The following is a 25,931-nucleotide window of genomic DNA, read 5'->3' as shown; positions in this document are numbered from 1 at the left end:
CACTCGGATCGATCTGCGGACCGAAGTATCGCCTGGGAAACATAGGCCTCAGCCGATCACTCAAGGTGTGCGAACGAATGCCCTGCGTGCCCTGCGGACGTTAGCCGCGCCCAGCCGAACGGGTCCATGACGCATCCGCTCAGTCGGTGTCCCGCACCGCGATGGCAGAACCCTGACATGCCTGTCGATGTGCTGGCGGAGGAACGACGTGTGCACGAAGATCAGGCGATGATTCTCCGGGTCGCCGTCGTCGATCCGTTACCGATGTTCCGACACGGCATGATGGCGGTCATCACCGCGGCCGGATACGGCGCCGAGGAGATCGACGACGCGGTGTCCTGGGCCGCCGTCCCGGAACGGCGGATCGTCGTGTTGACCGTACAGACCCTCGCCGACTGGACCGAACTCGACGCGATCTGCCGGGGATCGGCGGGCAACGGCGTCATAGCGGTTCTCGACCGCCCGGAACCGGCCGCGTATGTCCGCGCGCTCCGGGCGGGCGCCGTCGCCGCCATCCCCCGCGAGTCGCCGCCCGAGGCGCTGCGAGCCGTCCTCAACGCCGCCGCGGCCGGGCAGAGCCTGATCCCCACCGACGCCCTGCGAGGCTTGACCGAGCCGGAGAGCGACACCGACGCGGACCGCTCGCCGTCCCCCGACGAGGTCGCCTGGCTGCGACAACTCGCCCGGGGCGACAGTGTCGCCGAGGTGGCCGGCCGCTCCGGCTACTCCGAACGCATGATGTTCCGCCTACTCCGAGAGCTCTATGCCCGACTCGGCAAACGCAACCGCACCGAAGCATTGATCCACGCCCAGGAACGCGGCTGGCTCTGAGTCCTCGCCCGGCCCACCGGTGTACACGATGACGCGACACCCCACGAGCTTCCCCTGCCCACGGTGAACGATCGCAGGGCCGGCCTGTGGGCGGCGATGGCCGCGGAGTTCTGGTTGGAGGCGACGCCGTCATGGTCCGGGGCGCCGATGAAGGCCTGCAGCGCCGCGAACGTGGGCTTGTCGATCACGCCCGGCCGGGGACGGCCGAGTGCGCCCCGCAGTCTCCGCGCGGACTCGGCGCCGATCACGCTGTCCACCTCGAGCGCGCCCGGGTTCACGACCGTCGGGGACGGCGAGGTCACCGGCCCCGCGGCTCCCCCGAAACGCAGCACACACGACGCGCCCTTCGGCCGGTGGAGACCATCCTTCCCACACGCTGCACCCGCCGCAGGCGGCCGGACATCGGATGATCGACCATCGACGATGCGCTGGTCAGCCTTCGTCCCATCGGCCGATTTCGGTGCCCCACACGGCCGGGGCCACCTGGCGCAGCCGCTCCGGGGTCATCGACGTCAGGTCGGTCAGGCGGAACTTCACGACCGGGACGTCGAAGGGGAACTCCACGTTCGTGCCGTCGTCGAAGGACACCGTCACGTGCGTGTCGGGGCCGGCCGGATGGTTGTCCTCCCACTGCACGTGGACCACCTCGTCGGTCAGGGAACCGTCCGGGCGTACCAGAACGAATCCCTCCAGGTCGCCCTGGGCGACGTCGGCCTGATGCCGGGTCTCGATCTTCGCCATCAGCCGAGGTTACCGACCGCGCGACGGACGTGGTCGACGAAGTCGGTGGTCGCGGGATGGGTCGGGACGCGGGGCCAGAGCAGCCACACCGTCACGGTGCCGCCGTCGGTGATCGGCAGATACCTGATGCCGGGGTACGGATGGCTGCGCTCGGTGCCCTGGGCGGTCACCCCGACCGCCTCGCCGGTGGCGATAGTGGTCAGCCACTCGTCGACGTTCGCCACGTCGAACGTGTGCGGGCGCTGCTCGCGCGGCCACAACCGGCCGGTGGTGGCCGAGGTCGAGCAGAGCACGACCCGCTGGTCGCTGAGGTCCGCCAGCCGCACCGACGACAGGCGGGCGAGGTGATGACCCTCCGGGACGGCGGCGAGGCGGGGCTCACGGTAGAGCTCCACCGCCAGCAGATCGCCGGGCGGGGACGGCATCAGGCGTACGATCGCCGCGTTCAGCTCTCCCCGTCGTAGGGCGGTCTCCGGATCGTCGCGGCGGTGCACCCGGACCGGCGCCGTCGGATGCCGGTCACGCCACGTCCGCAGCAGGCCGACCGTGTGGTCACCGAGAGCCGCCCAGGCGAGCCGACGTGCAGCGGCTGTGGCTCGGCGGCGGCTTCGGCCAGCGCGTCGTCGACCTGGTTGAGGATCAGGTGGGCGCGTTCGTGCAGTCGCCGGCCGGCGTCGGTGAGGGCCAGCCGGCGGGTGGTGCGCTCCACGAGCGTCGTGCCGATCCGCCGTTCCAGCTGGTCCAGGGTGCGCGACAGGGCGGGCTGGCTGATCCGGAGCACGGCCGCGGCGGCGCTGATGGTGCCTTCGTCACCGATGGCCGCCAGCGCCCGCAGGTGCCGCAACTCCACATTCATAACCGTCAAGCATAGATACCTGCGTGGACGGCATTTCCCCGGCCGACGGCGGCGGACCTAGCGTCGTGGGCATGAGGATTCTGCTCGCCGGAGCCACCGGCACTCTCGGCTCGTTCCTGCACAAGGCACTGTCGGCCCGCGGCCACGACGTCGTCTCCGTCGCCCGCAGTGGCGGCGACCTGCGGTACGACATCACCGACCCGGCCCAGGTCGACGCCCTGTACGGGGCCGTGGGCCCGCTGGACGCGGTGGTCAGCGCCGCCGGGCATGTGCCGTTCAAGCCGGTCACCGCGATGACCCCGGACGACTACCGGTCGGCGTTTCACGGCAAGGTGCTCAGCCAGATCGAACTGGTCCGCCAGGGGCTGCCACACGTCGCCGCACGTGGCTCGTTCACGCTGATCACCGGGATCCTGGCCCGGGAGCCGATCCCCACCGGCAGCGCCGCCTCGATGGCCAACGCCGCGGTGGAGGCGTTCGTGCGGGCCGCCGCCATCGAGATCGCCCCACAGCGGATCAACGCGGTCAGCCCGAACGTGTTCACCGAGAGCCTGCCCGGGTACGGCAACCTGTTCCCCGGCATGGGATCGGTCGACCTCGCCGACGTCGCCCAGGCGTACATCAGGTCGGTCGAGGGGGCACAGACCGGACAGGTCTACCCACTCTGAGCCGTTCTCGGCAGGATGGGCTTGTGGCCGTACACAAGGTGATCGTCATCGGTGGTGGTGTCGCGGGAACCGCGACCGCGCTCGCACTGCGGGAGGCCGGGATCACCGCCGAGGTCTTCGAGGCGCATCCCTCCGGCGCTGCGGACGGCGGAGCGTTCCTGACCGTGATGCGCAACGGGATGCTGGCGCTGGCCGAGATCGACGCGGCCGAGGCGGTCGAGGCGGTGTCGTTCCCGGCACGGACGGTGGCGCTGGCCGATGAGGAGGGTCGGCGGCTCGGGCACCGCCCGATCGAGGGGCCGGCCCGGACGCTCACCCGGGCCGCGCTCTACCGGGCATTGCAGGACCTGGCGGTCGCGCGCGGGATCCCCATCCGGCACGGCATGCGGATGATCGGGGCGACACCCGGGCCGGACGGTGTCGAGGTCGAGTTCGCCGACGGCCGGCGCGTGACCGGGGACGTCCTGGTCGGGGCGGACGGCATCCACTCCCGGACCCGCCGGTTCATCGACGCGGCCGCGCCCGAGCCGCGTTGGTCCGGGCAGCACATCGTCTACGGTTACACACCGGGCAATCCGGCCGATCTCGACGCCGACGAGTATCTGATGATCCGTGGCGACCGGGCGTTCACCGGCCTGACCGTGCCCCGCGGGGACGGCCGGACCTGGTGGTTCGCCCGGCTGCGGAGCACCGGACCGGCCGCCGGACTGAGCCCGTCACAGTGGCGGGACCTGGTCCTCGAACAGTGCCCCGCCTCCGCCTACGAGGTGATCACCGCCACCGGGACGGACGTCCTGGGCACGGACTCCTACGACATCCCGACCACGCCACACTGGCACTCCGACCGGATGGTGCTGGCCGGTGACGCCGCGCACGCTGCGGTCCCGGCCGCCGCCCAGGGCGCGTCGATGGCCGCCGAGGACGCGGTGGCGCTGGCCGCGGCACTGCGTGAGCATGACGAGCCGGCGGCCGCGTTCGCCGCCTACGAGCAGCGGCGCCGGGCCGAGACCGAGGAGACGGTCGCGGAGAGCGCCCGGCTGAGTTCCCCATGAGCGCCCCCGATTCCGTCAGAGCCGCATCGCCGTGTCGAAGGACTGCTGGGCGTACCGCATGATCTCGATCTCGGTCGGATCACCGAAACGCTCGCGCATGGTTTCGGCGTCGACGTCCTCGAGGTGGGTCTGGATCCACCAGATGTTGCCGACCGGATCTTTGATCCGGCCGCCGCGGTCGCCGATGATCCGGGAGGTACGGATCTCGCTGACCAGGGTGGCGCCGGCGTCCAGGGCCCGGGCGACGGCCTCGTCGGCGTCGTCGACGTAGACGCTCAGCAGGCTCGGGGTGTGCGGCCACTCCGGGCGCGAGTCGAAGACCATGATCACCGACTCGCCGATCCGGACCTCGGCGTGGCCGATCGTGCCGTCTTCGTTCAGCACCCGCATGGCACTGTCGGTGGCGAACACCGTCTCGACGAACCGCAGGAACCGTTCGGCGCCCTTGGCCGCCACATACGGGGTCACCGTGGACTTGCCGCCGGGAATGCGCATCGCTACCTCCGCCTTGTTCGCTGGAGGTCCAGCATCGCGCGGTAAGCGGTCAGTTTCCGGCCGCTATGTGGAGGCGGTGCCGGCGGCGCATGATCAGCCACGAGATCCAGCCGACGCCGATGATGAACCCGAAGCTGATGATCCGGTAGAGGACCACCGCGGCGATCGCGGTGGATGCCGTGACCCCACCGGCCATCAGCCCCAGGATCAGAGCGCTGTCGATGATGCCGAGCCCGCCCGGGACGATGGTGACCGTGCCGGCGGCCATCCCGGCGCAGAACGCGAGCAGCAACTGGGCCGGGTTGATCGGCTCGCCACTCACCGCGCGCACGCACATCCACAGGCAGACGGCGTCGAGCCCCCAGTTGAGCACGGCGAAGACGGCGGCGGCGATGCCGCGGCCCGGGGTGAGACGGGCCCCGCCGAGCTGGCCCACGAAGGCGCGGACCTGCTCGAGGCCGTGCCCGGCCGGGCGGCGGCGGAGCCGGTTGACCAGCGCGAGGACGGCCGTGGCGGCCGGGTCGACGATCGCCGGGCGGCTGCTGACCCGCTGAACGCCGGCGACCAGCAGCAGGATGACCGCGGCCAGGCCGGCGAGGCTGAACCAGTGCACCTCGCCGTCGGAGGCCAGCGCGCTGACCGCGGTGACGACGGCCAGTGCGGTGGTGGACAGGATCCCGGACAGGGCGATCGCCCAGGACGCGACGGCCGGGGTGGCGCCGAAGCGGCGTAGCTGCTGGTAGTTGAAGCTGGTGGAGAACGCCGGTCCGCCGGGCAGGGTCTCGTTGAGCGAGTGTGCGGCGTAGGCGAGGGCGACGTTGCGGTAGAGCGGCACCCGTAGTCCGGCGGAGCGCAGCAGGGTGTGCTGCATGCGGGCGTACATGCCCATCGCGGCGAGCCCGGCGAAGACGGCGGCCGCGAGCCAGCCGGCGTGCGGGGCCTGCAACTGCGCGACGGCCGACGACAGTGCCGGCCAGCCGACGACGAGCTCGGCGGCGAACAGCACGATAAGGGCCGCCACCAGCACGTGTTTCATCCACCGGTGGCGTCGGGCCACCGGCGCGGGGCGTTCGAGGGCCACGGCCATGCTCTCTGTTTCGGTTCGCACGGCCGCGGCTTGACGATTCATCACCTCGAACACGTTCTCAATTTAAAGCGAACGTTCGTTCGGCACAAGGTGCCCGCAGATCCCGCCCGACCCGTCCCCGGTCCGCGACGTCCAGCCCAGGCCACGGAGCCGGCCCGCGTCGAGTGCCGCGTCGACGGCCAGGTGACCGGCGAGCGGGCCGTGCACGGCCAGCGCCTCAGCAAGAGCCCAGGACGCCACCGGCACACCCGCGGCGGCGCCGATCGCGGTGACCAGGTCGGCCATCGTGACCGGGACCGCGTCGGCGCAGTGGAACACCCCGGTCGCCCCGGTCTCCAGGATCAGCGCGTACGCCTCGGCGAGGTCGTCGACATGCACCGCCGACCACCGGTTCTGTCCGTCGCCGACGTATCTGGCGACGCCGTCGGCCCGGGCCCGGTCCACCAGACCGGCGACCGGGCCGCCGCCACGGCCGTACACGATCGGCGGCCGGACCACCGCGCCGCGCACCCGGGCCGCGGTCAGGACCCGGTCCTCCGCGTCGGCCAGCCAGGCGAGCGGGCCGGACGGATCGGCGGTGTCGTGCTCCACGACCGGCTCCCGCGACGAACGGGCCCGGGGTGCTCCGGAGGTGGCGATGAACGCGCCGGCCGTCATCGCGGCGAGCATCGCCCGCACCGCGGCGGCATCGGTGGCCGGACGGTCGTCGCCCGAACCGGCGGCGGTGTGCACCACCGCGTCACCGGCGGCGGCCGCCGCGGCGAGCACCGGCGCGTCGGCGAGACCGCCCCGGACCGGCTCCGCGCCGGCCTCGCGGACCAGTTTCTCGGCGGTGTCACTGCGGGCCAGCCCACGCACTGAATGCCCGCGGGCGACGAGGGCCCGGGTCACCGCCGAACCGATGTAACCACTGGCACCGGTCACGAAAACGTCCACGTCGAACTCCTGGCTGAACATCGAATGGGATGCCGTCGACGCTAGGCGGGAGGCGGTGGTGCGGGTATGTGACAGAGTGCGGATGCCATGCGTGATCGTTCAGCCCCCGACGTACCCGCCGCCCTGCTCCGACACGTCCGGATCACCACGAGCCACGTCGCTCGGGTCGAGCTCGGGGCACCTTGGGGCGTACGCCTGCGGCCCCGCGACACCGTGTCGCTGCATCACGTCCTCACCGGTGAGGTCTGGCTCACCGGCGTCGGCCGGGAGACCGTCGCCCGCAACGGTGACCTGCTGGTCCTCGCGCACGAGACGGCGTACGAACTGCGTCACCGGCCGGGCGCCCGGGTCTCCGACGAGCCCGCCTGGCCGCACCCCGCTCCCCTGTCGGCACGCCATTTACATGGTGGGCCGGGCGAGCGGACCGTCCTGCTCTGCGCCGAGTTGAGTGTCACCGGCGCGGCCCGGGCCGCACTGGTCCGCGCGTTACCGACGGTCGCGCACCTGCCGGCCGGGACGGTTCCCGGTCTGGACGCCGTCCTCGATCTGCTGCGCGCGGAGGTACGCACGGCCCGACCCGGCGCCGAACCGGTCGTCGCCCGGCTCACCGAACTGCTGCTGGTACAGGGCATCCGCGCCGAACTGGACCGCCGCCCCGAACCGGGCACCTGGCGGGCCGCCCTCACCGACGACCACATCGCCCGCGCGCTCGACGCCATGTACACCACCCCGGAACACCCGTGGACCCTGGTGACCCTGGCCCGCACCGCGGGACTGAGCCGGACGACCTTCGCCACCCGGTTCCGCGCACTCGTCGGCGAGACCCCCTTCGCACACCTGACCCGCTGGCGGATGGCCCTGGCCCGGGACCTGCTCCGCGAACAGCCCACCAGCACACTCGCCACCATCGCCGCCCGGGTGGGCTACGCCGACGAGTTCGCGTTCAGCACCGCCTTCCGCCGCGAGGTCGGCGAGCCACCCGGCACCTACCGCGCCGCAGACCGCTGAGGTGACGCAGGGCCGTGGCTACAGTTGGGTCGGTGCAGGTCATGGTGGTCACGCCGCGGTGGGGAGGGTTCCCTCCGCACAGCCACGACGAGTATGTGATCAGCGTCAACGTCAACGGCTGGGAGAAGGTACGGCTGGACCGCGCCTCGTTCGAGGTCGGGGTGGACGAGGTCACCGTGTACAACCCGGGGCAGGTGCAGTCGTCGGTCACCGAGACCGACGGTAGTCCGTGGTCGTGCGTGAGCCTGTACGTGCCGGTCGCGCGGATGCTGGCGCTGACCGGTGGGGAGTTCGTCGATTTCGCGGAGCCCGTCGTCGTCGACCCCGCTCTGCGGCAGCGCATCCTCGGGCTGCCGGCCGCCGGGGACGCGGATCTCGACAGTGTGGTGGTCGACATGCTGGGTCTGGGGCTGCGCCGGGGAGACGGGCCTCAGCCCCAGGACCCGCGGATCACGCAGGTCCTCGGACGGCTGCGGGAGGATCTGTCGTCGGCGGCCGACATCGCCGAGGTGGCCACCGAGGTCGGGCTGTCGCGGGAGCAGCTGATCAGGGCCTTCACCAGGCGGGTCGGTTGTTCCCCGTACGCCTGGCAATTGCAGGCCCGGCTGGCTCACGGACGTCGGCTGCTCCGCGATGGTGTGCCGATCGCGGACGTCGCGACCGCCGTGGGTTTCGCCGATCAGGCGCATTTTCACAAACATTTCCGGGCCGCGTACGCGATCACGCCGGGCCGATTCCGCCGCGTCAACATCTGACAAGACAGGCCGCCTTCTCACCGGGCATGCTGCCGGGTGATCCGGAGGGAAGAGGTGGCTGATGGTGGTACGGCTGGCGTGGGTGTCGGCGCATGAGGCGCTCGGGCTCGACGAGGACGAGGCGACGGCGTTGCCTGCGCTGCGCGACGCCGGTGTCGAGGTCGACGTGGTGGTGTGGGACGACCCGGCGGTGTGCTGGGACTCGTACGACCGGGTGGTGCTGCGTTCGACCTGGGACTACCCGCAGCGGCTCGGCGACTTCCTGGCGTGGTTGGATCGGGTCGCCGCGGTGACCGATCTGCGCAACCCGGCCCCGATGGTGCGCTGGAGCCTCGACAAGCACTATCTGGCCGACCTGGATCGGGCCGGCGTGCCCATCACCCCGACGACGTTCGTCGAACCGGGCGACGAACCGGTCTTTCCCGCCGACCGGTTCGTGGTGAAGCCGGCGATCGGCGCCGGCAGCCGGGACGCGGCCTGGTACGACCCGAGCGACCAGCCGGCGGCGCGTGCCCATGTGCGGCGGTTGCACGAGGCGGGCGCGAGTGTCCTGGTCCAGCCGATGCTGAAGTCGGTCGCCGCGGACGGCGAGTGGCCGCTGGTGTTCTTCGGCGGCCGGTACAGCCACGCCGCGAGCAAACGGGTGGAACTGCCCCGGGCCGGACTGGTCGAGGACCTGTTCGCCGCGGAGACGAACGTGCCGTACCGCGCCGAACCCGAACAGATCGCGGTCGCCCAGCGGGCCGTCGACCTGGTCACCGAACGGTTCGGCGTCCCGGTGTACGCCCGTGTCGACCTGGTCCGGGACGACGACGGGAGGCCGTGCGTGCTGGAGGTGGAACTCGTCGAGCCGTCGCTGTTCCTGCCGCAGGCGCCACCCGAGGCGGCCGCCCACCTCGCCGAGGCGCTCCGGGACGCTTAGGTCAGGGCGACGAACTTGAGGCCCTTGGCCTGCAGCGCCGGGATCACCTTCTTCAGGGCGGCCAAGGTCTGGGAGCGGTCGCCGCCGCCGTCGTGGCAGAGCAGGATCTGGCCCGGCTGGGCGGCCATCATCCGGTTGGTGATGTGGGCGACCCCGGGCTGGGCCCAGTCGCGCGGGTCGTTCGTCCAGTCCATCGGGATCACGCCGCTCTGCGAGACCGCTTGAGCCAGCCCGCCGGACCAGGCGCCGCCCGGGGCACGGAACAGGCTCGGTGTCGCCCCGGTGGTGCTGTAGATCTTGTCCTGCGCCCGGTGGATCTCCTTGATCATCTTGTGCGGCGGCAACTTGGCCAGGTCGATCGGGTGGCTCCAGGTGTGATTGGCGATCTGGTGGCCGTCGGCGGCGACGTCCTTCGCCGTGCTCTCGTGGCCGAGCACCTGGTTACCGATCATGCAGAACAGCGCCGGTACGTGATGCTTCTCCAGCAGGCGCAGGATCGGCGGCGTCCACACCGGGTGCGGGCCGTCGTCGATCGTCAGCGCGATGGCGTCACCCGGGAACGCGTCACCCGGCACCAGCTTCCGGAAGTCTTTCAGGGTGTGCACCGGAACCTGGATGACCGGGGTCGTCGGCTGCGGTGAGGTGGGCTTCGGAGACGGGAGCTGCGCCGGCGGCGGCTCGCTGACCTGCAGGTTGGGAGCCTTGCCGGCCTCCGGCTCGCCGCGGCCGGCGAGGGCCGCGATCGTCCCGCCGATCAGGGCGGCGCCGGCCACGGCGGGGATCGCCCGGAGCAGACGACGGCGATTGATCTTCGGGGGTACGGCAGCAGGCGCGACCGGTGCCACAGGTGCGACCGGCAGCGCGATCGTCGGTTCCGACGGCGGCGGGGTGACGGTCGGCGCGGGCCGCTGGGCGGGTACCGACGGCAACGAGACGGTCCGCTGGGCGGATGCCGACGGCCGGGCGACGGTCCGCTCCGGCGTGGTCCGGGGTGCGGGCGGGATCGGCAGGGCGATCGTCGGTTCCGCGTCGGGCGTGGCGGCACGTTTGAGCGGCAGGGCCACCTTCGCGTCCGGCGAGATCCGGGGCTTGGGCAGCGCGATCGTCGGCTCAGCCGCGGCGGAGATCACCGTGGTCGGCTCGGACTCGTCCTCGGCGTCGGCCAACGCCCCGGTCGAGAGAGCAACCGTCTTCTCGTCATCGTCCTGCACCACCGACAGCGCAACCGTTTCGTCGGCGTCCTCCCCCACTGCGAGGGCCACCGTCTCGTCGGCATCCGCTGCCGCCGGTTCATCGGCGTCCTCTGCTGCAGTCAACGCCACCGTCTCGTCGGCGTCCTCCGCCGCACCCAACGCCACCGTCTCGTCGGCGTCCTCGGCCGCAGTCAACGGCACGGTCTGGTCGGCATCCTCTGCCGCGGTCAACGCCACCGTCTCGTCGGCGTCGTCTGCCTTTTCGGCGATCTCGACCGCGGACAACGCGACAGTAGGTTCGGACCCGTCGTCGCCCGAGGAGTCACTCGAGGCGGCGCGCGGAGCGGCGTCCGAGGCCGGAGCGTCCACCGACAGGTCAGCCGTCGGCTCGGATCCCGCGGAGACCGACGAATCGGCTGTCGGTTCGGCGGTCTCCGCGACCGTCGACTCGCTCAACACGACCGTGGGCTCGGCCGATTCATCGACCTCGGGCGTGCTGTCCTGGGCTGCGGGGGTGGGCCTATCGGTGTTCATCGGTGGGATTGTCGCGCCCGCGGTCAAATCGGTCTTGGTCTGTGTCTCAGCTGTGAATCGGAGCCGTCGGCGCGATCCGCGCGCCCTCCCACCAGCGACGAAAACGATAGGTGATCATGCGCTTACCACGCATCTGGACCGCCCTGGGGGCAACGGCCGGCAACGACGATTTTCGTGGCGTCCGCCACACCTGGGCCGCCCCGGTCTGGTGACTTCGCGGCGGAACGTGGCGCCCGAAACCCGCAGGGTCACCGACGAGCGGGGCGAGGCACGGTGCGGCCGGGTGGCACCAGGCCGGTGAGGGCGGTGCCACCCGGTTCGGGATCAGGGTGCGGTCGCCTGGTCCCGGGCGATGCGGACCAGTTCGACCAGGCCGCCCGCGTACTCCTGGGACTCGGCGTGGGCCTCGTCGAACGGGGGCTGGAAGCCGACGCCCTCCCACTGCTGGGTGGCGTCGTTCCAGAGATCGTTGCCGACCTCGAAGTTCCACGCCGTGATGCCGAGGTCGTAGTACAGGTGGTCGGCCGAGTTGCCGGCCGCCGAGTAGAGCACGTCAGCGACCGGACCGGTGTAGGCCGGCCACGTCACGGTGCCGCGCTCGGCGGAGATGGCGCCGACGATCCGCTTGGCGCTGTCCAGGAAGAACTTGGACTCGTCGATCGACGGCCGGGGCAGGGTGACCCGTCCCGGGCTCTTGTAGGCGCCGGGCGACCACATGAAGTAGCCGCCGTAGCTGTGCACGTTGAGCGAGAACCTGATGTTGCCGTGCTGCGACGCCAGCGCGACCACGTTGCGGCTCTCCGCCTCGGACAGCTCCGCGGTGCCGGCGTAGGTGCCGGACAGGCAGTTCGCACTGGCGCCGACGTAGCCGTCGAAGTAGGAGCCGACCGCGTAGTTACGGTTCACGTCGACGCCCCACGAATCCCGGTAGCGCGGATCGCGGGTGGCGCCGGCACAGTGGTTGACCAGGTTCTTGCGCTGGAAGTTGTAGTCGTTGAACGAGTAGTTGGCCCCGTCCGGGTTGACCGTCGGGATGATGAACACGTCGGTCGAGTCGACCAGTGCGCGGGTGGCCGGGTCGGTCGCGTAGTTGGCCAGCAGCCGCTCCGCGAACTCCAGCGTGACCAGCGGTGTCGCCCACTCCCGGGCGTGTTCCTGCGAGTAGGTGAGCACGCCCGGTTTCGACCCGTCCCGGTACTTGCCGATCCGCAGCGCCTGCACGGTCTGCGGACCGCGCGGCACCTCGGTGCCCTCCAGTCCGTCGTCGAGCCGCACCGGGGCGACGACGGGCATCGGCAGCCCGGCCGAGCCGTCCTCGACGACGGCCCGGAACCGCTGCGGGAAGCGGGCGGTGATGAACGCGGCGACCTCGTCGGTCGTGCTGATCACTTTGCCGCCCGCGTCGGTGGCGAGATTCACGGTCAAGACCCGGTCGCGGTACGAGGCGGACAGCACCCGATTCGGCCGGCCGGGGTCGACCGTCCGCACCTGGACGCCGTTCATGCCCTGGTCACCGAACTTGACCGACTCGACGACCACGGCCGCTGCCGCCGGGTCACCGAGGTACGCGACCGCGGTACGCCGATAGCCCTGGGTCTTGTTGGGCAGTTTGATGACGTCGACGAGTGCCGGGTATTGGCGGTGGAGGCGCCGGATCCGGGCGTTGATGTCGGTCGGCGTCATGTAGGCGGTGACGAAGTCCTTCTGGTATCCGCTGGGCAGGGCCGGTGGGGTGGCGCCCGGCCAGGGCTGCGGGGTGACCGCCCGGGTCTGGCCGCCGAGGCTGGAGGCGGCGGTGAGAGTCACCGGCTGTGCGGGCAGCGGCTGGGGCAGCGCGTAGTGGTACTGGTATTCGCCGGCGTCCTCGAACCGGATCAGCGGGTAGGAGCCGGTGGTGCCGTCCGCGGTGCGCCAGGTGACGGTGATCTCGACGTCCGGATCGTCGGTGGCGGTGGTGGCGACCTGGGTCTGCAGGAAGGTGCGCCCGTTGCTGGTCCACCAGTAGGCCTGCAGGAACTTGAGGGTGTCGGCGGCGGCCGGTGCGACGGTCCGGCTCTCGGCGAGGCGGCGGGCGCCGTCGGACTCCCGCTGGATCAGCTGGACGGCGGTGGCGCCCTGGCCGGTCAGGGCGGCGAGTTCCCGGTCGTCGACGACGATGTCGAGCAGGATCGCGCCGGGCACGACCCGTGGGCGCGCGGCGACGTCGGCGCCGAGGGCCAGCAGCCGGTCGACGGCCGCCTCGTCGGGAAGCTGGAACCGGATCAGGGCCCGCTCACCGGTGGCGAGCGTGATCGGCGCGACGGCGGGCGCCTGGGCCGGGGCGGTGACCGGGCCGGCCGTGGCCGGTGTGGTCGTGAGCAGTGCGGCGGTCAGGACGGTGGCGGCGGTGGCCGACCAGCGATGTCCGGACGACATGGAACCTCCTGCGGCTGTGAAGGATGTCGTCGTCCAACGCAACGCAAAGATCGCTGTATGTCAATACATCACTGGCCGGATTTCCGGATGTGCCGGGCCGCCACACGTCCGAGAAGCCGACCACCGGCCCACGTCTGCCAGATCGAAAGCCCACCAGGGGTGCTCTCCTTACCGTCCACGAACGGCCACCACGACGCGAAGACGGTCCCGGCCCGGCACTCGATGCTCCGGCGGAACTCCCCGGCCAGGGTCTCCTTCAGAGCCGGAGACCCCAGCAGATCCGCTCGGACGAAGAACGGATCCGTGACGAATCCCTGCGGGCTCACACCCTCGCGCAGTTCCGAGGGCGTGGGCAGGCACGCTTCGATGCCGATGCCGCCGTACATCGGGCGGGTCCGTTCGACGACCGCCACCAGCAGGCCGGTGAGGTAGCGGGCGAAGGCGGCGGTCTCCCGGCGAGTGGTGTCGGGATCGTCGAGGGCCCCGGCCGACATGACGATCTCGACCGGACCGGCGAGGTCGAAGCGCGGCGACCGGTCGACGTACATCCGCCGACGGCGTTCGATGAAATGGTTCTCCCCGTCCGGCCGGGCGCCCCGTTCGAGCAGCAGGTCGCAGACGGTCTCGAAAACGTGATCGTCGCCGGGCTCGGGAAAGATCGCGATCGTCACGTAGGGGGCTTCCATCTTCGTCACGGCGCAAACGGTAGGCGCCACCGCGACCGGCGGACAGTGGATTCGGGGGCGCGGAGGTTCACGCCTGCGGGTCGAGGCGGTAGCCCGCTCCGCGCATGGTCTGGATGGTGGTGCGGCCGAACGGCCGGTCGACCTTGTCGCGCAGGTAACGGACGTAGACGTCCACCACGTTCGAACCGCCGTCGTAGGCGAAGTCCCACACGTGCTCGATCAGATGGGTCCGGCTGAGGGTCTCCCCGGCCCGGCGCATCAGTTCGTGCAGCAGCGCGAACTCCTTCGCCGACAGCGGGATCGCGGTGCCGCCACGCCGTACCGTCCGGGCGGCCGGATCCAGCTCCAGGTCACCGACACGCAGGGTGGCCGGGCGTTGGGCCGGCTCGCGGCGCAGCAGTGCCCGCACCCTCGCCATCAGCTCGTCCAGCACGAACGGCTTGGTCAGGTAGTCGTCGGCCCCGGCGTCCAGACCGCGCACCTTGTCGTCGGTGCCGTCGCGGGCGGTGAGCATCAGCACCGGCGCCCACCGGTCGGCGGCCCGGATCCGGCGGCACACCTCGATGCCGTCCGGGGCCGGGATCATCACGTCGAGCACGACCGCGTCGAAGTCGGTCTCGGTGATCGCCCACACCGCGTCGTCGCCGGTGCCGACCGTGTCGACGGCGTAGCCGGCGCGCCGGAACGCCCGCTCCAGCATGGCCGACATCGCCGGGTCGTCCTCGGCGATCAGGATGCGCATCGGTTCAGCGTATGACGTCGTGCGGGCGCGGCTGCGCGGCGATCGCGGTCTGGGCGGCGAGCCGGGCCACCTCCTGATGCAGCCGGGCCAGCTCGTCGCGCAGGTCCCGGGCCAGTGCGGCGGCGCCGCGTTCGGCGCCGAGCTGGTGCAACGCGACCTCGGCGGCGATCCGGTCGGCCCGGCGCAGGGCCGTCAACACCATCGCCGACTCGAGGACGGCCAGCACGGACAGCGCCAGTACGGCCATCGTCGCCGCACCGGAGTGCCGGAAAAACACCAGCACCCCCACTCCCCCGGCGATGATCACACCCAGCAGAAGGTTGGCCGCGTGGTCGGTGGCACGCGACCGCCGCCCGGCACGTACTCCGGGATGCCGTGTCCACAGCGCAGGGGTCGACGTCATATCGCCGATCCTGGCCCGTCCATGATGAGAGCATCTTAACGATCCCCACGGATGAATCCGGGGGATTTTCCTCCGGGGCGAGGCCCTGGATTTCCAGCTCGGACCGCATTCGACCAATCCTCCCGGAAGGAGGCGATCTGATGTCTTACGTCGTCGGCACTGGCACGGTCGCGTTCAGCCGTGGCGAGGATCGTCCTCGCGGCGTTGAGGTCACGGTCTGCGGTGTAGCCGCAGGCCGTGCACTCGAAAATCCGTACACCCAGTCCGAGGCGGAGATTGGTTCTCTCGCCGCACCCGGAGCAGGTCATCGTGGTGTAGGCGGGCGGCACCGGCACCACTTTCCGGCCCGCCCGCGTACCACGCTCGATCAGTTCTCGTTTGCACGCGCCGATCGCGTTGTCGGCGGCCTTGCGGGCCATGCCGGTCTTGGCCAGGAACTTCGGTTTGAAGTCCTCGACGGCGATCAGCGCGTGGTGCTCGACCACGGTCTTGGCCCAGGCGCGGGCGTCGTGGGCGTTCTGCCGGGCGGCCTTCTTCGCGATCCGGGCGGCCTGCCGCTTCGCGGTCAGGTAGCCCTTCGACGCCTTCTGCTCCTTGGGCCGCCGTCGGCGGGCCATCTTGCGCTGGGCCTTGGCCAGTTCGGCGGCGCACCGGCGCCGGTGGCCGAGATGCGGCAGGTCGAAGGCCGGATCGGTGGTGGTCGCGGTGGTCCTCACGCCCCAGTCGACACCGATGCCCGGCAGGTCCGCGTCCGACGTCTCGGCCATCTCACGGCGGACCACGAACGACGCGTACCAGTGGCCGAGACTGTCGCGGTAGACCCGGACAGACGACGGGCCGGACGGCGGTTCCCGGGACCAGACGACCGGGACGAACACCTTGCCGGGCAGCCGCAGACGGCCGTCGACCAGTCTGAACCCGTTACGGGTGTACTCCAGCGACGGCAGGGCGTCCTTGAGCCGCTTCACCTTCGGCCGGCCTCGGCCCTTGACCTTGAACGAATCGTTCAGGGCTGCACCGTAGGTCCGCAGGGCCTGCTGCTGGGCGACCTGCGAACCATCGCGCAGCCAGCAGTTGCGGGAACGCGCCTCGGTCAGCAGCTTCGACAACTTCCCGAACGTCGGGTTACGGCCGGTCTTCTGCTGGTGGACGGCTTCGTTCCACAGCCAACGGCACCTGCTCCACTCGGACAGCAGTGCGACCTCCGCGATGCGGCCGGGCCGCAGTCGGTAGGTGTAACGCACCGTCTCGTCCACATTGAACAGCATACAAATCGAAGCCACATGCTGCGGCGGTGGACGAGACCAGAACGAACGACAACGTCGTACACCGCTGCACCTATCACGTCGTCTGGCGCCCGAAGTACCGACGCAAGGTCATCACCGCAGACGTCGACACCCGGCTCAAACAGATCATCCGCGAGGTCTGCGACGAGCGGAACGCACCCGTCACCGAACTGGAGACCATGCCCGACCACATGCAACTGCTGGTCACCTAGACGAGTAAGTCCTAACTCCCGGCTAGGAACGTGACGGTGTACGGGCGACTACCGGACAGTTGGCCCGTACATCTGTGTGGTTGGCCGGAGTAAAGGTGAAAGGTGTCGATGATCTGTTTGTGACGACAGACATCCACACCCTTCTCACCGCACTCTACGTGAAGATCGACGACTGGCTCGGCAAGCCCCGCCGGACCGGCCGGCCACCGAAGCTGTCCGACGCCGAACTGATCACCATGGCCGTCGCCCAAGCCCTGCTCGGGATCCGATCCGAGGCCCGCTGGCTGCGGTTCCTTCCCCGGCACCTGCCCGGCGCGTTCCCGTATCTGCCCGGTCAGTCCGGCTACAACAAGCGGCTGCGGGCCGCGGTGCCGCTGTCGAAGAAGGTGATCAGGCTGGTCGCTGCGGACACCGATCTGTGGTTCGACGACGTCTGGGTCACCGATTCGACCCCGGTCGAGTGCGGCCGTTCCCGGCCGACGGTGAAGCGGTCCGACCTGGCCGGCTGGGCGGTCTACGGCTACTGCTCGTCACACTCACGGTTCTTCTGGGGCCTGCGACTGCATCTGATCTGCACACCGTCGGGCCTACCAGTCGCCTGGTCCCTGGCCGATGCCAAGGCCGACGAACGGCAAGTCCTGGCTGCGGTTCTGGAAGAGGATCCGAGCCTGCTCGCCGCCCGGCCGGGCCAGCTGATCATCGCGGACAAGGGATACGTCTCCGCCGAACTCGACCGCCGGCTCGCCGAACGCGGAGCCCGACTCCTGCGGCCGTCCTACCGCAACCGGACCCCACGACCCGGCGAACACCTGCTCAAACCCGTACGCCAACTGATCGAGTCGGTCAACGACACCCTGAAAGGCCAGCTCGACCTGGAACTGCACGGCGGCCGCAGCATCGAGGGCGTCGGCGCCCGCATCGCGCAACGCCTCCTCGCCATGACCGCCGCGATCTGGCACAACCGCACCACCGGACAGCCCGTGACCAGGTCATTGATCGCCTACGACCACTGACCTGGGTTAAGGACTTACTCGTCTAGCGGCCCCCAATACGGCATCCACCGCCTGGTCAAGCAGATCAAGAGCCGATCCTCGCGGCTCATCCGGCAGGAGTTCCCCGAGCTCCGCACCCGCATTCCGACCCTGTCGACCAACAGCTACCACGTCGCCACCGGCGGCGGCACAACCCTGGAGATCGCGAAGAAATGTGTTGAGAACCAGCGCAACGTCTGACCACACGCCCTCCCTGACCCGCTCCGCAGGAAATCCGGTTCCTCCCCACGGCTAAAGCCGGGGGGGTTCCACGGAGGCTTCTCGATGAAAGACCGACCACTCCCCGGAGTGTGCCAATCACACAAGGTCATCGGGGTGGCTGTGGTGCCCGGAGGACCGTCGTCGGCATGAACAGACTCGCAGGTACCGTCACCGCCCTCGCGGTCGCCGGCACGGCCGTGCTCGCGCCCGCCACCTCCGCTGCCGCCGCCCACCCCGCCGCCGCCGGCGCATGCACGCCGACCCGACCCGGTACCGGCTTCTACGCCGGTGGCCGCGTCGCCTCCGCTCCGGTGACCGTGCCGAAGTCGGGGTGCACCACCATCGCGGTCTCGCACATCCGCGACATCCGCCACCCGGACGACCACTGCCAGACGTTCCTGCTGGCGTTGCTGCCCGCCGACGGCGGCGACCCGACCTACACCGAGCCGGTGCAGGCCTGCTCCACCCCGCCCGGCCACCGCACGGTGCTGGCCACCGGCGTGCCCGACGGCACCGTGTTCCGCGTGCTGTACCAGGTCGACTACATCGAGCCGGAGATTCAGACCGTCCGCTTCACCGTGTGGCGCTGACTGGATAATCTGACCGACGGAGGTGACGGTGGCACGGCTCGTTCCCTCCTCCCTGCGCACCCGTCTGGCCCTCACGTTCGGGATCGGCACCTCACTCGTACTCCTGGTGGCTCTGTCCCTGCTGTATGTGGCACTGGACCGGCAGCTCGACGCCGCGGTCGACGCGGACCTCACCGGCCGGGCCGACGACCTGCTCGCCGGCATCCTGGCGCGGGATCCGGGCGCGGTGCGCGGCGACCCGATGGCCCAGCTGTACGCCGCCGACGGGACACCGGTCGCGTCGGCGACCGCGCTGGGCGGGCGGGTCCTGCTACCGCCCGACCAGGTCCGCGCGGTGGGCCCGGAGCCCGTCCGCATTGTGCTGCTCCTGACGGTGCGGCCGGGCGAGACACCGGAACGCGTCCGGCTGCTCGCCCGCCCGGTCGGTCGCGACGGCGAGATCCTGGCCGTCGGGCAGCCGCTGAGCACCGTCGAGGGTGCCGGTGACCGGCAGCTGATCGTGCTGGCGGTCGCCACGCCGGTGCTGATCGCGGCGCTGTGTGTGCTCGGCTGGCTGCTGGTACGGGCCGCGTTGCGGCCGGTCGACCGGCTGACCCGGGAGGCCGCGGCGATCTCCACGCTGGACAGCGACCGGCGCCTGCCCGCGGTCGCCGGTGACGACGAGATCGCCCGGCTGGCCGCGACACTGGACGGCATGCTGGCCCGGCTGGCGGTGGCGTTCGCCCGCGAACGGGCGTTCGTCGACGACGCCGGCCACGAACTGCGGACCCCGATCGCGATCATGCGCGGCGAGATCGATCTGGCCCTGCAGGCCGTCGACGACCCCGAGGAGGTACGCCGTTCGCTGTCGGCCGCCCAGCGTCAGGCCGCCCGGCTGGGCCGGCTGGCCGAGGACATGCTGTTGCTGGCCCGGGAACGTGCCGGGGCCCTCGGGGTGCTGCGGGCACCGGTCGACCTGACCGACCTGGCCCACGCCGAGGCCCGCGCGCTCGGCCCGGTCACCGACCTCACCATCGAGGTCCACGGCGACCCGGTGATCACCGACGCGGACGCCGACCGGATGCGGCAGGTCCTGGCCAACCTGGCCGCGAACAGTGCCGCCGCCGGGGCCCGCACGGCCCGGGTCACGGTCGGCACCGACGGCACCGACGTGCGCATCGAATGGGCCGACGACGGGTCCGGCTTCCCACCGGACCTGCTCGACCGGGCGTTCGAACGGTTCGTCCGCGGCGACCCGGCACGCACCGCACCGACCGGCGCCGGGCTCGGCCTGTCGATCGTCCGGGCCGTCGTGACCGCCCACGACGGCACCGCCGAACTGCGCAACGGGCCCCCGCTGGGCGGTGCGGTGGTCACCGTCCGCCTGCCGGCGACCTGACGGCGGCCGGTCCAGCCGGCTCCGGATCCGCCGGGATCGGCCGGCCCAGGGACGTCGACAGCCAGTCGAAGGCGGGCGCCGCCAGCGCCTGCCACGTACGCATGTTGTGCCCGCCGCCGCCCAGGTAGGCGGTGGTGACCGACAGCGGCGGCCGGGCCGCGGCGGCCAGCGCGACGGTGTCCCGCATCGGGATCCGGTCGGTCCGCGCGCAGCCCAGGTAGAGCGACACCGCCGGCACCGGCAGATGCGCGAGCCGCCACAGGTCGTCGTACTCGGTGTTCTCCGCGCCGTGACCGACCCGGATGCCCGGCGTGGCGTACCCGGACAGGCCGGCCCCGGCCGCGTACTCGCCGGGGTGGCGCAGCAGCAGGTCGGCCGCGCAGTAGCCACCGGCCGAGTAGCCGATCAGCCCCCATCCGGCGGCGTCGGTGCGAACCCGGAACCGGGCTCTGGCCACGGCCGGCACGTCGGTGGTCAGGAACGTCTCCGTCTGCGGGCCACCGGCCAGGTTCGTGCATTCGGTGTCGAGCGTCGGGTCCGGCGTCTGGTAGGGGAACAGCACCACGGTGGGCGCCATCCGCCCCGCGTCGATCTCGGCGTCCAGGACCGTGGCCGCGTGCAGCCCGTTGAACCACTGCACGGGTGACCCGGGGTAGCCGTGCAGCGCCTCGACGACCGGATAGCGGGTAGCGCTCTGCCGGTCGTAACCGGGCGGCAGGTAGACGTACATCGGCAGGGTCAGTCCGCTGGCCGGGCCGGTGACCGTCACCGTGGTCACGGTGCCGCGCCCGGCGCCACCGCCGGTGCCGACGGGCAGGGCCGTGGCCGGTTCGGAGCCCAGCAGACTGGCCCACGTCGGGTAGGTGTCGACCTGCCGGTTCACCCAGATCAGGGCGGTCGCCGCGGCGGTGACCAGGCAGGCGGTCACGGCGGCGGCACGGACGGCGATGCGCCTGCCGCCCCGGCCGCGGTGCCAGAGCGGACCGGCCAGGACGGCGGCGACCACCGCGGCGGCCAGCGCGAACAGTTCAGAGCCGAGGCTGTCCGGGGACACGGCTTCCTCCGGTACGGGTCGGGGCCGAGGTGGCCGGCCGGTGCGGACGGCGGTGCACGGGCAGCCAGGAGACCGGCGGCACGGCGGCGGCCAGGGGCGGCGGCGTCTGCTGCGCCGCCCACGCGACGGCGTCGGCGAGCCCGTCGCCGGCACCGACCGTCACCCCTGCCAGTGCGGGGGTGCCGCCGGAACGGTCCACGATCAGCGCGGCGGCGGCCGACCGGCCGCGGACCACCGCGATCACCGGATACCGGCCCGGGACCGCCGCGGCCTGGTCGGCGAGCGCGACATCGGAAGCCGGGGTCACCAGCGCCCAGCGACGCCCGGTGACCCGCAGGTCATGGCCCAGCCGTGCGGGCAGGTCCTCGGTCAGCGTCGCCGCGGTGGTGGCCGCCGTGGTACGGGCGTACACCACGACGGTCTGCTCGGCACCGGCCGGTGGATCGGTCCCGCCGTCGCCGAGGACGACGACCACGGAATAGCGCAGGTCGGAGTGGTCCAGATAGTCCGCCGGAACCACGACCGTGGGCGCCGCGGCCAGATGCCAGTCGGCCCAACCGGAGGGCTGCCAGGTGAACGTGCCACCGTGGGAACGCAGCCAGCCGTCCAGGGCACCGGGCTGCGTCGCGGCCCGGGGCGCCGCACCGTCCGACGACTGCAACAGATCCGACCAGGACGGATAGAACAACTCCGACCGATTGACCACCAGCCCGATCCCGACCAGCAGCAGCGCCTCGGTGACCAGGATGCCCACCGGCCGCACCAGCAGCCGCGGCCGCCAGTCGCGCCGCCAGGCCGACACGGTCACGGCCGCGGAGACGATCACCCCGCACGCCACCACGAGGATCAGGGGTAGGCCGGTCAGCGACATGCGTACTCATCTCGTCGAAAGCACCGCGGTCGACGACAATCTGCTCCACGACTCATGAGAACCGGGTGAGAGCCGGTCTCATCGTTCTCTCATCACGGCGCTCCTAGGTTCGGCCGAGAGATCGAAGGAGCAAATCATGACCGTAGGCACGTGGCGCCCCCGGCCACCGCTGTCCCGAGCCGCCGTCGCCCGGCTGGTCCAGCTCAACGGCGTGTTCAACGTCGTCACCGCGGTCCTGCCGGCCCACCACGGACGGATGGCGGCGCTCGCCGCGTTCGTGCCGGCGGCCGGGATCCTGACCGCCCGGGCGGCCACCGCCGCCGCCGGGGCGCTGCTCGTCTACCTGGGCGCCGGGCTGCGACGGGGCCGGTTGCGGGCCTGGCAGCTGGCGGTCGTCGTGGCCGCGACGGCGATCGGGCTGCATCTGGTCAAGGGACTCGACCTGGTGGCGGCGGCGGTGTCGGGTGCGCTGCTGGCGCTGTTGGTGGCCGTACGCCAGGAATTCAACGCCCTTCCCGGGCCGCGCAGCCGGTGGCGCGCGGCGACCGCGCTGATCGGATTCGCCGGCGCGGGTTTTCTGCTCGGCCTGTTCGAGATCGCCGTCCGCGCCGACCATCTGATCGGCACGCCGGGGGTACGGGCCTGGGCTGAACACGCGGCACTCGGGCTGATCGGCGTCACCGGGCCGGTGGAGTTCGCCCGGCCGTGGGCGGCCGACACGGTCAGCTACACCACCGGGACGTTCGGGTTGCTGGCCGTGCTCGCCGCGGCCGTCCTGTACCTGCGGCCGGGTGAGCCGCGGCCGGAGCGCACCGCCGTCGACGAGAGCAGGCTGCGTCACCTGCTCACGCGGTACGGCGGCGGTGACTCACTCGGCTACTTCGCACTGCGGTCGGACAAAGCGCTGATCTGGACGCCGTCGGGCAACGCGGCCGTCGCCTACCGGGTGGTCCGCGGGGTCAGCCTCGCCGCCGGTGACCCGATCGGGGCCGAGTCGGCATGGCCGGAGACGATCGCCGCCTGGCTGGCCGACGGGGAACGTCACGGCTGGACCCCGGCCGTCCTCGGCTGTGGCCGGGCCGGTGCCGCCGCGTACGCCCGGGCCGGTCTCGACGTGATCGAACTCGGCGACGAAGCGGTCCTCGACGTCGGCACGTTCAGCCTCGACGGCCGCGCGATGCGTTCGGTGCGGCAGGCCGTCCACCGGATCCGCCGGGCCGGCTACACGTGCACTGCGATCCGGCAGCGGGACCTCTCCCCCGCTGACCTGGCCGCCGTCGTCGACGCCGCCGTCCGGTTCCGGGACGGTGACGTGGAGCGTGGTTTCTCGATGGCGCTGTCCCGGCTGGGTGACCCGGCCGACGGCGACTGCCTGATGGTGCTGGCCCACGACGAGGACGGCCGCCTGCGCGGGTTGCTGCAGTTCGTGCCGTGGGGCGCCGACGGGATCTCGCTCGACCTGATGCGCGGGGACCGTACCGCACCCAACGGCCTGACCGAGCTGATGGTGGTGACCGCGGTCGAGGCCGGTCCGGAGTTCGGGATCCGCCGGGTGTCGCTGAACTTCGCGGTGCTGCGGTCGGTGTTCGCCCGCGCCGAGCAGCTCGGCGCCGGGCCGGTGCTGCGGCTGTGGCACCGGCTGCTGCGGCTGTTCTCCCGGGTGTGGCAGATCGAATCGCTGTATCGCGCGAACGCCAAGTACCTGCCGATGTGGCAACCTCGTTACCTGTGCTTCCCCACCGCTCGGGATCTGCCGCGGATCGCGGTCGCGGCGCTGACCGCGGAGGCGTTCCTGCCCGCCCGTCAGGTCGTGACCGCGCAGCCCGCCCTCGCCACGCGTTGACACCGTGGCGGGTCGCGGCGGTCATGCTGCTGCTGAGCGGCTGCTCGTCACCGGCGCCCTCGCCGGCTCCGCCGGTGGTGGTCACCCTGGGCGACTCGGTTCCGGCCGGGACCGCCTGCGCCTGCACGCCGTTCCCCGACCTGTACGCGAACCTGCTGTCCCCACGGGCCGCGTCGATAAATCTGGCCCAGCCCGGTTTCGAAACGACGGACGTACAGCAACAGGTCGGCGCGGACGACATCCGCGCCGACATCCGGTCGGCGAGCGTCGTGGTGGTGATGGCCGGAGCCAACGACATGGCTTCGGCATTCGACGACCACGACGACTACCCGGCGACCGCCCGCGTGGTGGAGAGCACCGTGACCTCGATCGTCGACACGGTGCGCCGCGAACACGGCAGCCCGGTCGACGTCCTGGTGCTGGGCTACTGGAACGTGGTCGAGGACGGCGAGGTCGGTCTGAGCACGTACGGCCCGGACGGCCTGGCCGAGGCCAAACAGGCCACCCGCTACTGCAACGACGCGCTGCGGCGAGCCGCCGAACACAGCGGCGCGACCTACCTCGACACGTCGGTGGCGTTCGCCGACGACCCGACCGGCCTGCTGGCCCCGGACGGCGACCACCCGAACGCCGCCGGCCACGAGGCGATCGCCGGAATGCTGTACGACCACCGGTGACCTACGATTCCGAACCATGCGTACCGACCAGAGACACGGAGATCTGGGTGAGGTCTCCGCGTACCTGGGGATCTTCTTCGTGCTCTTCTGCCTGGCCGTCTACACGCTGTTCTCGTCGGCCTTCCTCTTCTCGAACGCCTGCATCGGCCCGGACGGCCAACTGCCGATCTGCCCCGCGAACGGCCCGGACTGGGCCCGGCCGCTGCCCGTGTACGCCACGATCATCGGCACCCTCATCGGCCTCGGCGGCCTGCTGTACGGCCGGCCCGTCCGCACACCCGCCCTGGCCCTCGGCTACCTGCTGACCGTCGGCGCCCTGATCGGAATCCGTCTGCTGGCATCGCCGGGCTGACGTGCGCCTGATCGGCGGCATCCGCCGGATGAAATCATGGGCGGCGTGACACCTGAGGAACACGCCGCCCGCGCCGCCGAACTCATCGCCGAGGCCGAGCGGCTCTACCAGATCTGCCTGGTCGACTACGAGACCAACATCAACGAAGACGATCATTCCGAGGAGCCGTACGTTCCCGGCGCCGACCTGGCGATGCTGACCGCGACGACACAACTCGCCCAGGCGCACGCCGCGCTGGCACGGCTGGGGCCGCGGTAGGCGTACCGTCAAGGTCGTGGATGGCTCTGAACTCGTCGGAGTGCAGAAGACTCTCGCTCCGGTGCTGAAGGCGAAAGCCCTGGACAACCGGCTGCCCGACCCGATCCTCGGCGACCAGTGGGCCGAGCAGGTGATGCGCCGCCTCGATCCCGGGTACGACCAGGGCCGATTCGCGACCAGCCAGCTCGGGCTGGTCGCCGTCGTGCGCAGCAAGGCCCACGACGACTGGGCCCGCGCCTTCCTCACCGACCACCCGGACGCGGTCGTGCTCCATCTGGGCTGCGGCCTCGACGCGCGCGTCCACCGGATCGATCCGCCCGCCACCGTCGACTGGTACGACCTCGACTACCCCAACGTCATCGCGCTACGGGAACGGCTCCTGCCGGCGCGCGAGCACTACACCCCGATCGGTGCGGCCGTCACCGACCTGGCCTGGCTGGAGCCGATCCCGCGGGGGCGACCGCTGCTGATGATCGCCGAGGGCCTGGTGCCGTACCTGACCGAAGCCGACCTCAAGCGACTGCTGACCAGTGTCGTCGACATGTTTCCGACCGGGCAGATCCAGTTCGACACGGTGCCCGTCTGGGCCTGGCGCACCTCCCGTTGGGACCCGACGCTGCGTAAGTACGATGCCGAGTTCCACTGCGGCTTCGACGATCCGGCGCGACTGGCCGACTGGCATCCCCGCCTGCGGTACGTCGACGAGGCCCCGATGAACGACTCCCCGCTCCTGACGGCCAAGGCCCCCGCGGGCACCCGCCGCCTGTACCGGCTGCTCAACCTGGTGCCGGGCCTGAAACGGTCGACCAGGATCGTGCGGTTCCGGTTCTGAC

The 25,931-nt window shown here is 71.3% G+C and carries 29 protein-coding genes and 1 pseudogene; 16 read left to right on the top strand and 14 right to left on the bottom strand.

Annotated features, from left to right (window positions below; translation table 11 throughout):
• The first annotated feature begins 177 nt into the window (after positions 1-177).
• Positions 178-831, top strand: coding sequence for a hypothetical protein (locus tag Q0Z83_RS11415; protein WP_317793831.1), 654 nt, complete (start codon positions 178-180; stop codon positions 829-831).
• 432 nt (positions 832-1,263) lie between these two features.
• Here the strand turns inward: Q0Z83_RS11415 and Q0Z83_RS11410 are convergent, their stop codons facing one another.
• From Q0Z83_RS11410 to Q0Z83_RS11400, 3 genes are read right to left on the bottom strand one after another with little or no spacing between them, the layout of a single operon-like run.
• Positions 1,264-1,572, bottom strand: a complete 309-nt coding sequence (locus Q0Z83_RS11410) for a hypothetical protein (protein ID WP_317793830.1) — start codon at positions 1,570-1,572, stop codon at positions 1,264-1,266.
• A complete protein-coding gene (locus Q0Z83_RS11405; protein WP_317793829.1) occupies positions 1,572-2,066 on the bottom strand; it encodes a LysR substrate-binding domain-containing protein in 495 nt (164 codons plus the stop codon). Before Q0Z83_RS11405 ends, Q0Z83_RS11410 begins: the two co-directional genes overlap by 1 nt.
• A complete protein-coding gene (locus tag Q0Z83_RS11400; RefSeq protein ID WP_317793828.1) occupies positions 2,018-2,428 on the bottom strand; it encodes a LysR family transcriptional regulator in 411 nt (136 codons plus the stop codon). The genes Q0Z83_RS11405 and Q0Z83_RS11400 overlap by 49 nt, the downstream gene beginning before the upstream one ends.
• 71 nt (positions 2,429-2,499) lie before the next feature.
• Here Q0Z83_RS11400 and Q0Z83_RS11395 point away from each other — a divergent pair, with 71 nt between their 5' ends.
• Positions 2,500-3,096 carry a short chain dehydrogenase gene (locus Q0Z83_RS11395; RefSeq protein ID WP_317793827.1) on the top strand — a complete coding sequence of 199 codons (597 nt, stop codon included), beginning with the start codon at positions 2,500-2,502 and terminating at the stop codon, positions 3,094-3,096.
• Positions 3,097-3,119: 23 nt separating this feature from the next.
• Positions 3,120-4,148 (top strand): FAD-dependent oxidoreductase, encoded by a 1,029-nt coding sequence (locus Q0Z83_RS11390; protein ID WP_317793826.1) that lies wholly within the window; start codon positions 3,120-3,122, stop codon positions 4,146-4,148.
• 15 nt (positions 4,149-4,163) lie between these two features.
• Here the strand turns inward: Q0Z83_RS11390 and Q0Z83_RS11385 are convergent, their stop codons facing one another.
• The 3 genes from Q0Z83_RS11385 to Q0Z83_RS11375 form a co-directional block, all read right to left on the bottom strand.
• A complete protein-coding gene (locus Q0Z83_RS11385) occupies positions 4,164-4,643 on the bottom strand; it encodes a VOC family protein (protein WP_317793825.1) in 480 nt (159 codons plus the stop codon).
• Positions 4,644-4,692: 49 nt separating this feature from the next.
• Positions 4,693-5,730 carry a lysylphosphatidylglycerol synthase transmembrane domain-containing protein gene (locus Q0Z83_RS11380; RefSeq protein WP_317793824.1) on the bottom strand — a complete coding sequence of 346 codons (1,038 nt, stop codon included), beginning with the start codon at positions 5,728-5,730 and terminating at the stop codon, positions 4,693-4,695.
• 63 nt (positions 5,731-5,793) lie between these two features.
• Positions 5,794-6,666, bottom strand: coding sequence for an NAD-dependent epimerase/dehydratase family protein (locus Q0Z83_RS11375; RefSeq protein WP_317793823.1), 873 nt, complete (start codon positions 6,664-6,666; stop codon positions 5,794-5,796).
• Positions 6,667-6,753: 87 nt separating this feature from the next.
• Here Q0Z83_RS11375 and Q0Z83_RS11370 point away from each other — a divergent pair, with 87 nt between their 5' ends.
• From Q0Z83_RS11370 to Q0Z83_RS11360, 3 genes are all read left to right on the top strand, one after another.
• Positions 6,754-7,674 (top strand): AraC family transcriptional regulator, encoded by a 921-nt coding sequence (locus Q0Z83_RS11370; RefSeq protein WP_317793822.1) that lies wholly within the window; start codon positions 6,754-6,756, stop codon positions 7,672-7,674.
• 41 nt (positions 7,675-7,715) lie between these two features.
• Positions 7,716-8,429, top strand: a complete 714-nt coding sequence (locus tag Q0Z83_RS11365; protein ID WP_317797065.1) for an AraC family transcriptional regulator — start codon at positions 7,716-7,718, stop codon at positions 8,427-8,429.
• 61 nt (positions 8,430-8,490) lie between these two features.
• Positions 8,491-9,351: an ATP-grasp domain-containing protein gene (locus tag Q0Z83_RS11360; RefSeq protein ID WP_317793821.1), complete on the top strand. Its 861-nt coding sequence runs from the start codon at positions 8,491-8,493 to the stop codon at positions 9,349-9,351.
• Here the strand turns inward: Q0Z83_RS11360 and Q0Z83_RS11355 are convergent.
• From Q0Z83_RS11355 to Q0Z83_RS11330, 6 genes are all read right to left on the bottom strand, one after another.
• Entirely contained in the window at positions 9,348-11,078 is a 1,731-nt protein-coding gene (locus Q0Z83_RS11355) for a polysaccharide deacetylase family protein (protein WP_317793820.1), read from the bottom strand. The two genes, Q0Z83_RS11360 and Q0Z83_RS11355, sit on opposite strands and share 4 nt — an antisense overlap.
• 324 nt (positions 11,079-11,402) lie before the next feature.
• Positions 11,403-13,493, bottom strand: a complete 2,091-nt coding sequence (locus tag Q0Z83_RS11350) for a M14 family zinc carboxypeptidase (protein WP_317793819.1) — start codon at positions 13,491-13,493, stop codon at positions 11,403-11,405.
• A 68-nt stretch (positions 13,494-13,561) separates the two neighbouring features.
• Positions 13,562-14,188, bottom strand: a complete 627-nt coding sequence (locus Q0Z83_RS11345; RefSeq protein WP_317793818.1) for a hypothetical protein — start codon at positions 14,186-14,188, stop codon at positions 13,562-13,564.
• Positions 14,189-14,246: 58 nt separating this feature from the next.
• Positions 14,247-14,921, bottom strand: a complete 675-nt coding sequence (locus Q0Z83_RS11340) for a response regulator transcription factor (protein ID WP_317793817.1) — start codon at positions 14,919-14,921, stop codon at positions 14,247-14,249.
• Positions 14,922-14,925: 4 nt separating this feature from the next.
• Entirely contained in the window at positions 14,926-15,324 is a 399-nt protein-coding gene (locus tag Q0Z83_RS11335; protein WP_317793816.1) for a hypothetical protein, read from the bottom strand.
• A gap of 35 nt (positions 15,325-15,359) precedes the next feature.
• Positions 15,360-16,580: an RNA-guided endonuclease InsQ/TnpB family protein gene (locus tag Q0Z83_RS11330; protein ID WP_317793815.1), complete on the bottom strand. Its 1,221-nt coding sequence runs from the start codon at positions 16,578-16,580 to the stop codon at positions 15,360-15,362.
• A gap of 38 nt (positions 16,581-16,618) precedes the next feature.
• Here Q0Z83_RS11330 and tnpA point away from each other — a divergent pair, with 38 nt between their 5' ends.
• The 5 genes and pseudogenes from tnpA (at position 16,619) to Q0Z83_RS11305 (ending at position 20,043) form a co-directional block, all read left to right on the top strand.
• Entirely contained in the window at positions 16,619-16,822 is a 204-nt protein-coding gene (tnpA, locus tag Q0Z83_RS11325) for an IS200/IS605 family transposase (RefSeq protein WP_317793814.1), read from the top strand.
• Positions 16,823-16,941: 119 nt separating this feature from the next.
• Positions 16,942-17,835: an IS982 family transposase gene (locus Q0Z83_RS11320; RefSeq protein ID WP_317793813.1), complete on the top strand. Its 894-nt coding sequence runs from the start codon at positions 16,942-16,944 to the stop codon at positions 17,833-17,835.
• Positions 17,836-17,865: 30 nt separating this feature from the next.
• Positions 17,866-18,054, top strand: a pseudogene (locus Q0Z83_RS11315) (IS200/IS605 family transposase); the annotation flags it as partial.
• A 167-nt stretch (positions 18,055-18,221) separates the two neighbouring features.
• On the top strand, positions 18,222-18,665 hold the full coding sequence (locus tag Q0Z83_RS11310; protein WP_317793812.1) for a hypothetical protein: 444 nt from the start codon (positions 18,222-18,224) through the stop codon (positions 18,663-18,665).
• Positions 18,666-18,693: 28 nt separating this feature from the next.
• Positions 18,694-20,043, top strand: a complete 1,350-nt coding sequence (locus Q0Z83_RS11305; protein WP_317793811.1) for a sensor histidine kinase — start codon at positions 18,694-18,696, stop codon at positions 20,041-20,043.
• On the opposite strand, the gene Q0Z83_RS11300 is transcribed toward Q0Z83_RS11305, so the two are convergent.
• Entirely contained in the window at positions 20,018-21,097 is a 1,080-nt protein-coding gene (locus tag Q0Z83_RS11300; protein ID WP_317793810.1) for an alpha/beta hydrolase, read from the bottom strand. The genes Q0Z83_RS11305 and Q0Z83_RS11300 overlap by 26 nt on opposite strands.
• Positions 21,072-21,968 (bottom strand): hypothetical protein, encoded by an 897-nt coding sequence (locus Q0Z83_RS11295; protein WP_317793809.1) that lies wholly within the window; start codon positions 21,966-21,968, stop codon positions 21,072-21,074. The genes Q0Z83_RS11300 and Q0Z83_RS11295 overlap by 26 nt, the downstream gene beginning before the upstream one ends.
• 136 nt (positions 21,969-22,104) lie before the next feature.
• Here Q0Z83_RS11295 and Q0Z83_RS11290 point away from each other — a divergent pair, with 136 nt between their 5' ends.
• The 5 genes from Q0Z83_RS11290 to Q0Z83_RS11270 are packed head-to-tail and all read left to right on the top strand — an operon-like array spanning position 22,105 to position 25,930.
• A complete protein-coding gene (locus tag Q0Z83_RS11290) occupies positions 22,105-23,811 on the top strand; it encodes a phosphatidylglycerol lysyltransferase domain-containing protein (protein WP_317793808.1) in 1,707 nt (568 codons plus the stop codon).
• Positions 23,812-23,834: 23 nt separating this feature from the next.
• On the top strand, positions 23,835-24,488 hold the full coding sequence (locus tag Q0Z83_RS11285; RefSeq protein ID WP_317793807.1) for an SGNH/GDSL hydrolase family protein: 654 nt from the start codon (positions 23,835-23,837) through the stop codon (positions 24,486-24,488).
• Positions 24,489-24,504: 16 nt separating this feature from the next.
• Complete coding sequence (locus tag Q0Z83_RS11280; RefSeq protein WP_317793806.1) at positions 24,505-24,840, top strand: hypothetical protein; 336 nt, start codon at positions 24,505-24,507, stop codon at positions 24,838-24,840.
• A 36-nt stretch (positions 24,841-24,876) separates the two neighbouring features.
• The gene (locus Q0Z83_RS11275) at positions 24,877-25,098 is read left to right on the top strand and encodes a hypothetical protein (RefSeq protein ID WP_317793805.1); all 222 of its coding nucleotides are present in this window, start codon (positions 24,877-24,879) and stop codon (positions 25,096-25,098) included.
• A gap of 16 nt (positions 25,099-25,114) precedes the next feature.
• On the top strand, positions 25,115-25,930 hold the full coding sequence (locus Q0Z83_RS11270) for a class I SAM-dependent methyltransferase (RefSeq protein WP_317793804.1): 816 nt from the start codon (positions 25,115-25,117) through the stop codon (positions 25,928-25,930).
• Position 25,931: the final 1 nt, after the last annotated feature.

Source organism: Actinoplanes sichuanensis, from assembly GCF_033097365.1.
In the GTDB taxonomy this organism is placed as follows: Bacteria; Actinomycetota; Actinomycetes; order Mycobacteriales; family Micromonosporaceae; genus Actinoplanes; species Actinoplanes sichuanensis.
The sequence above is the reverse complement of the archived record's forward strand: the minus strand, read 5'-3'. Positions and strand labels throughout refer to the sequence as shown.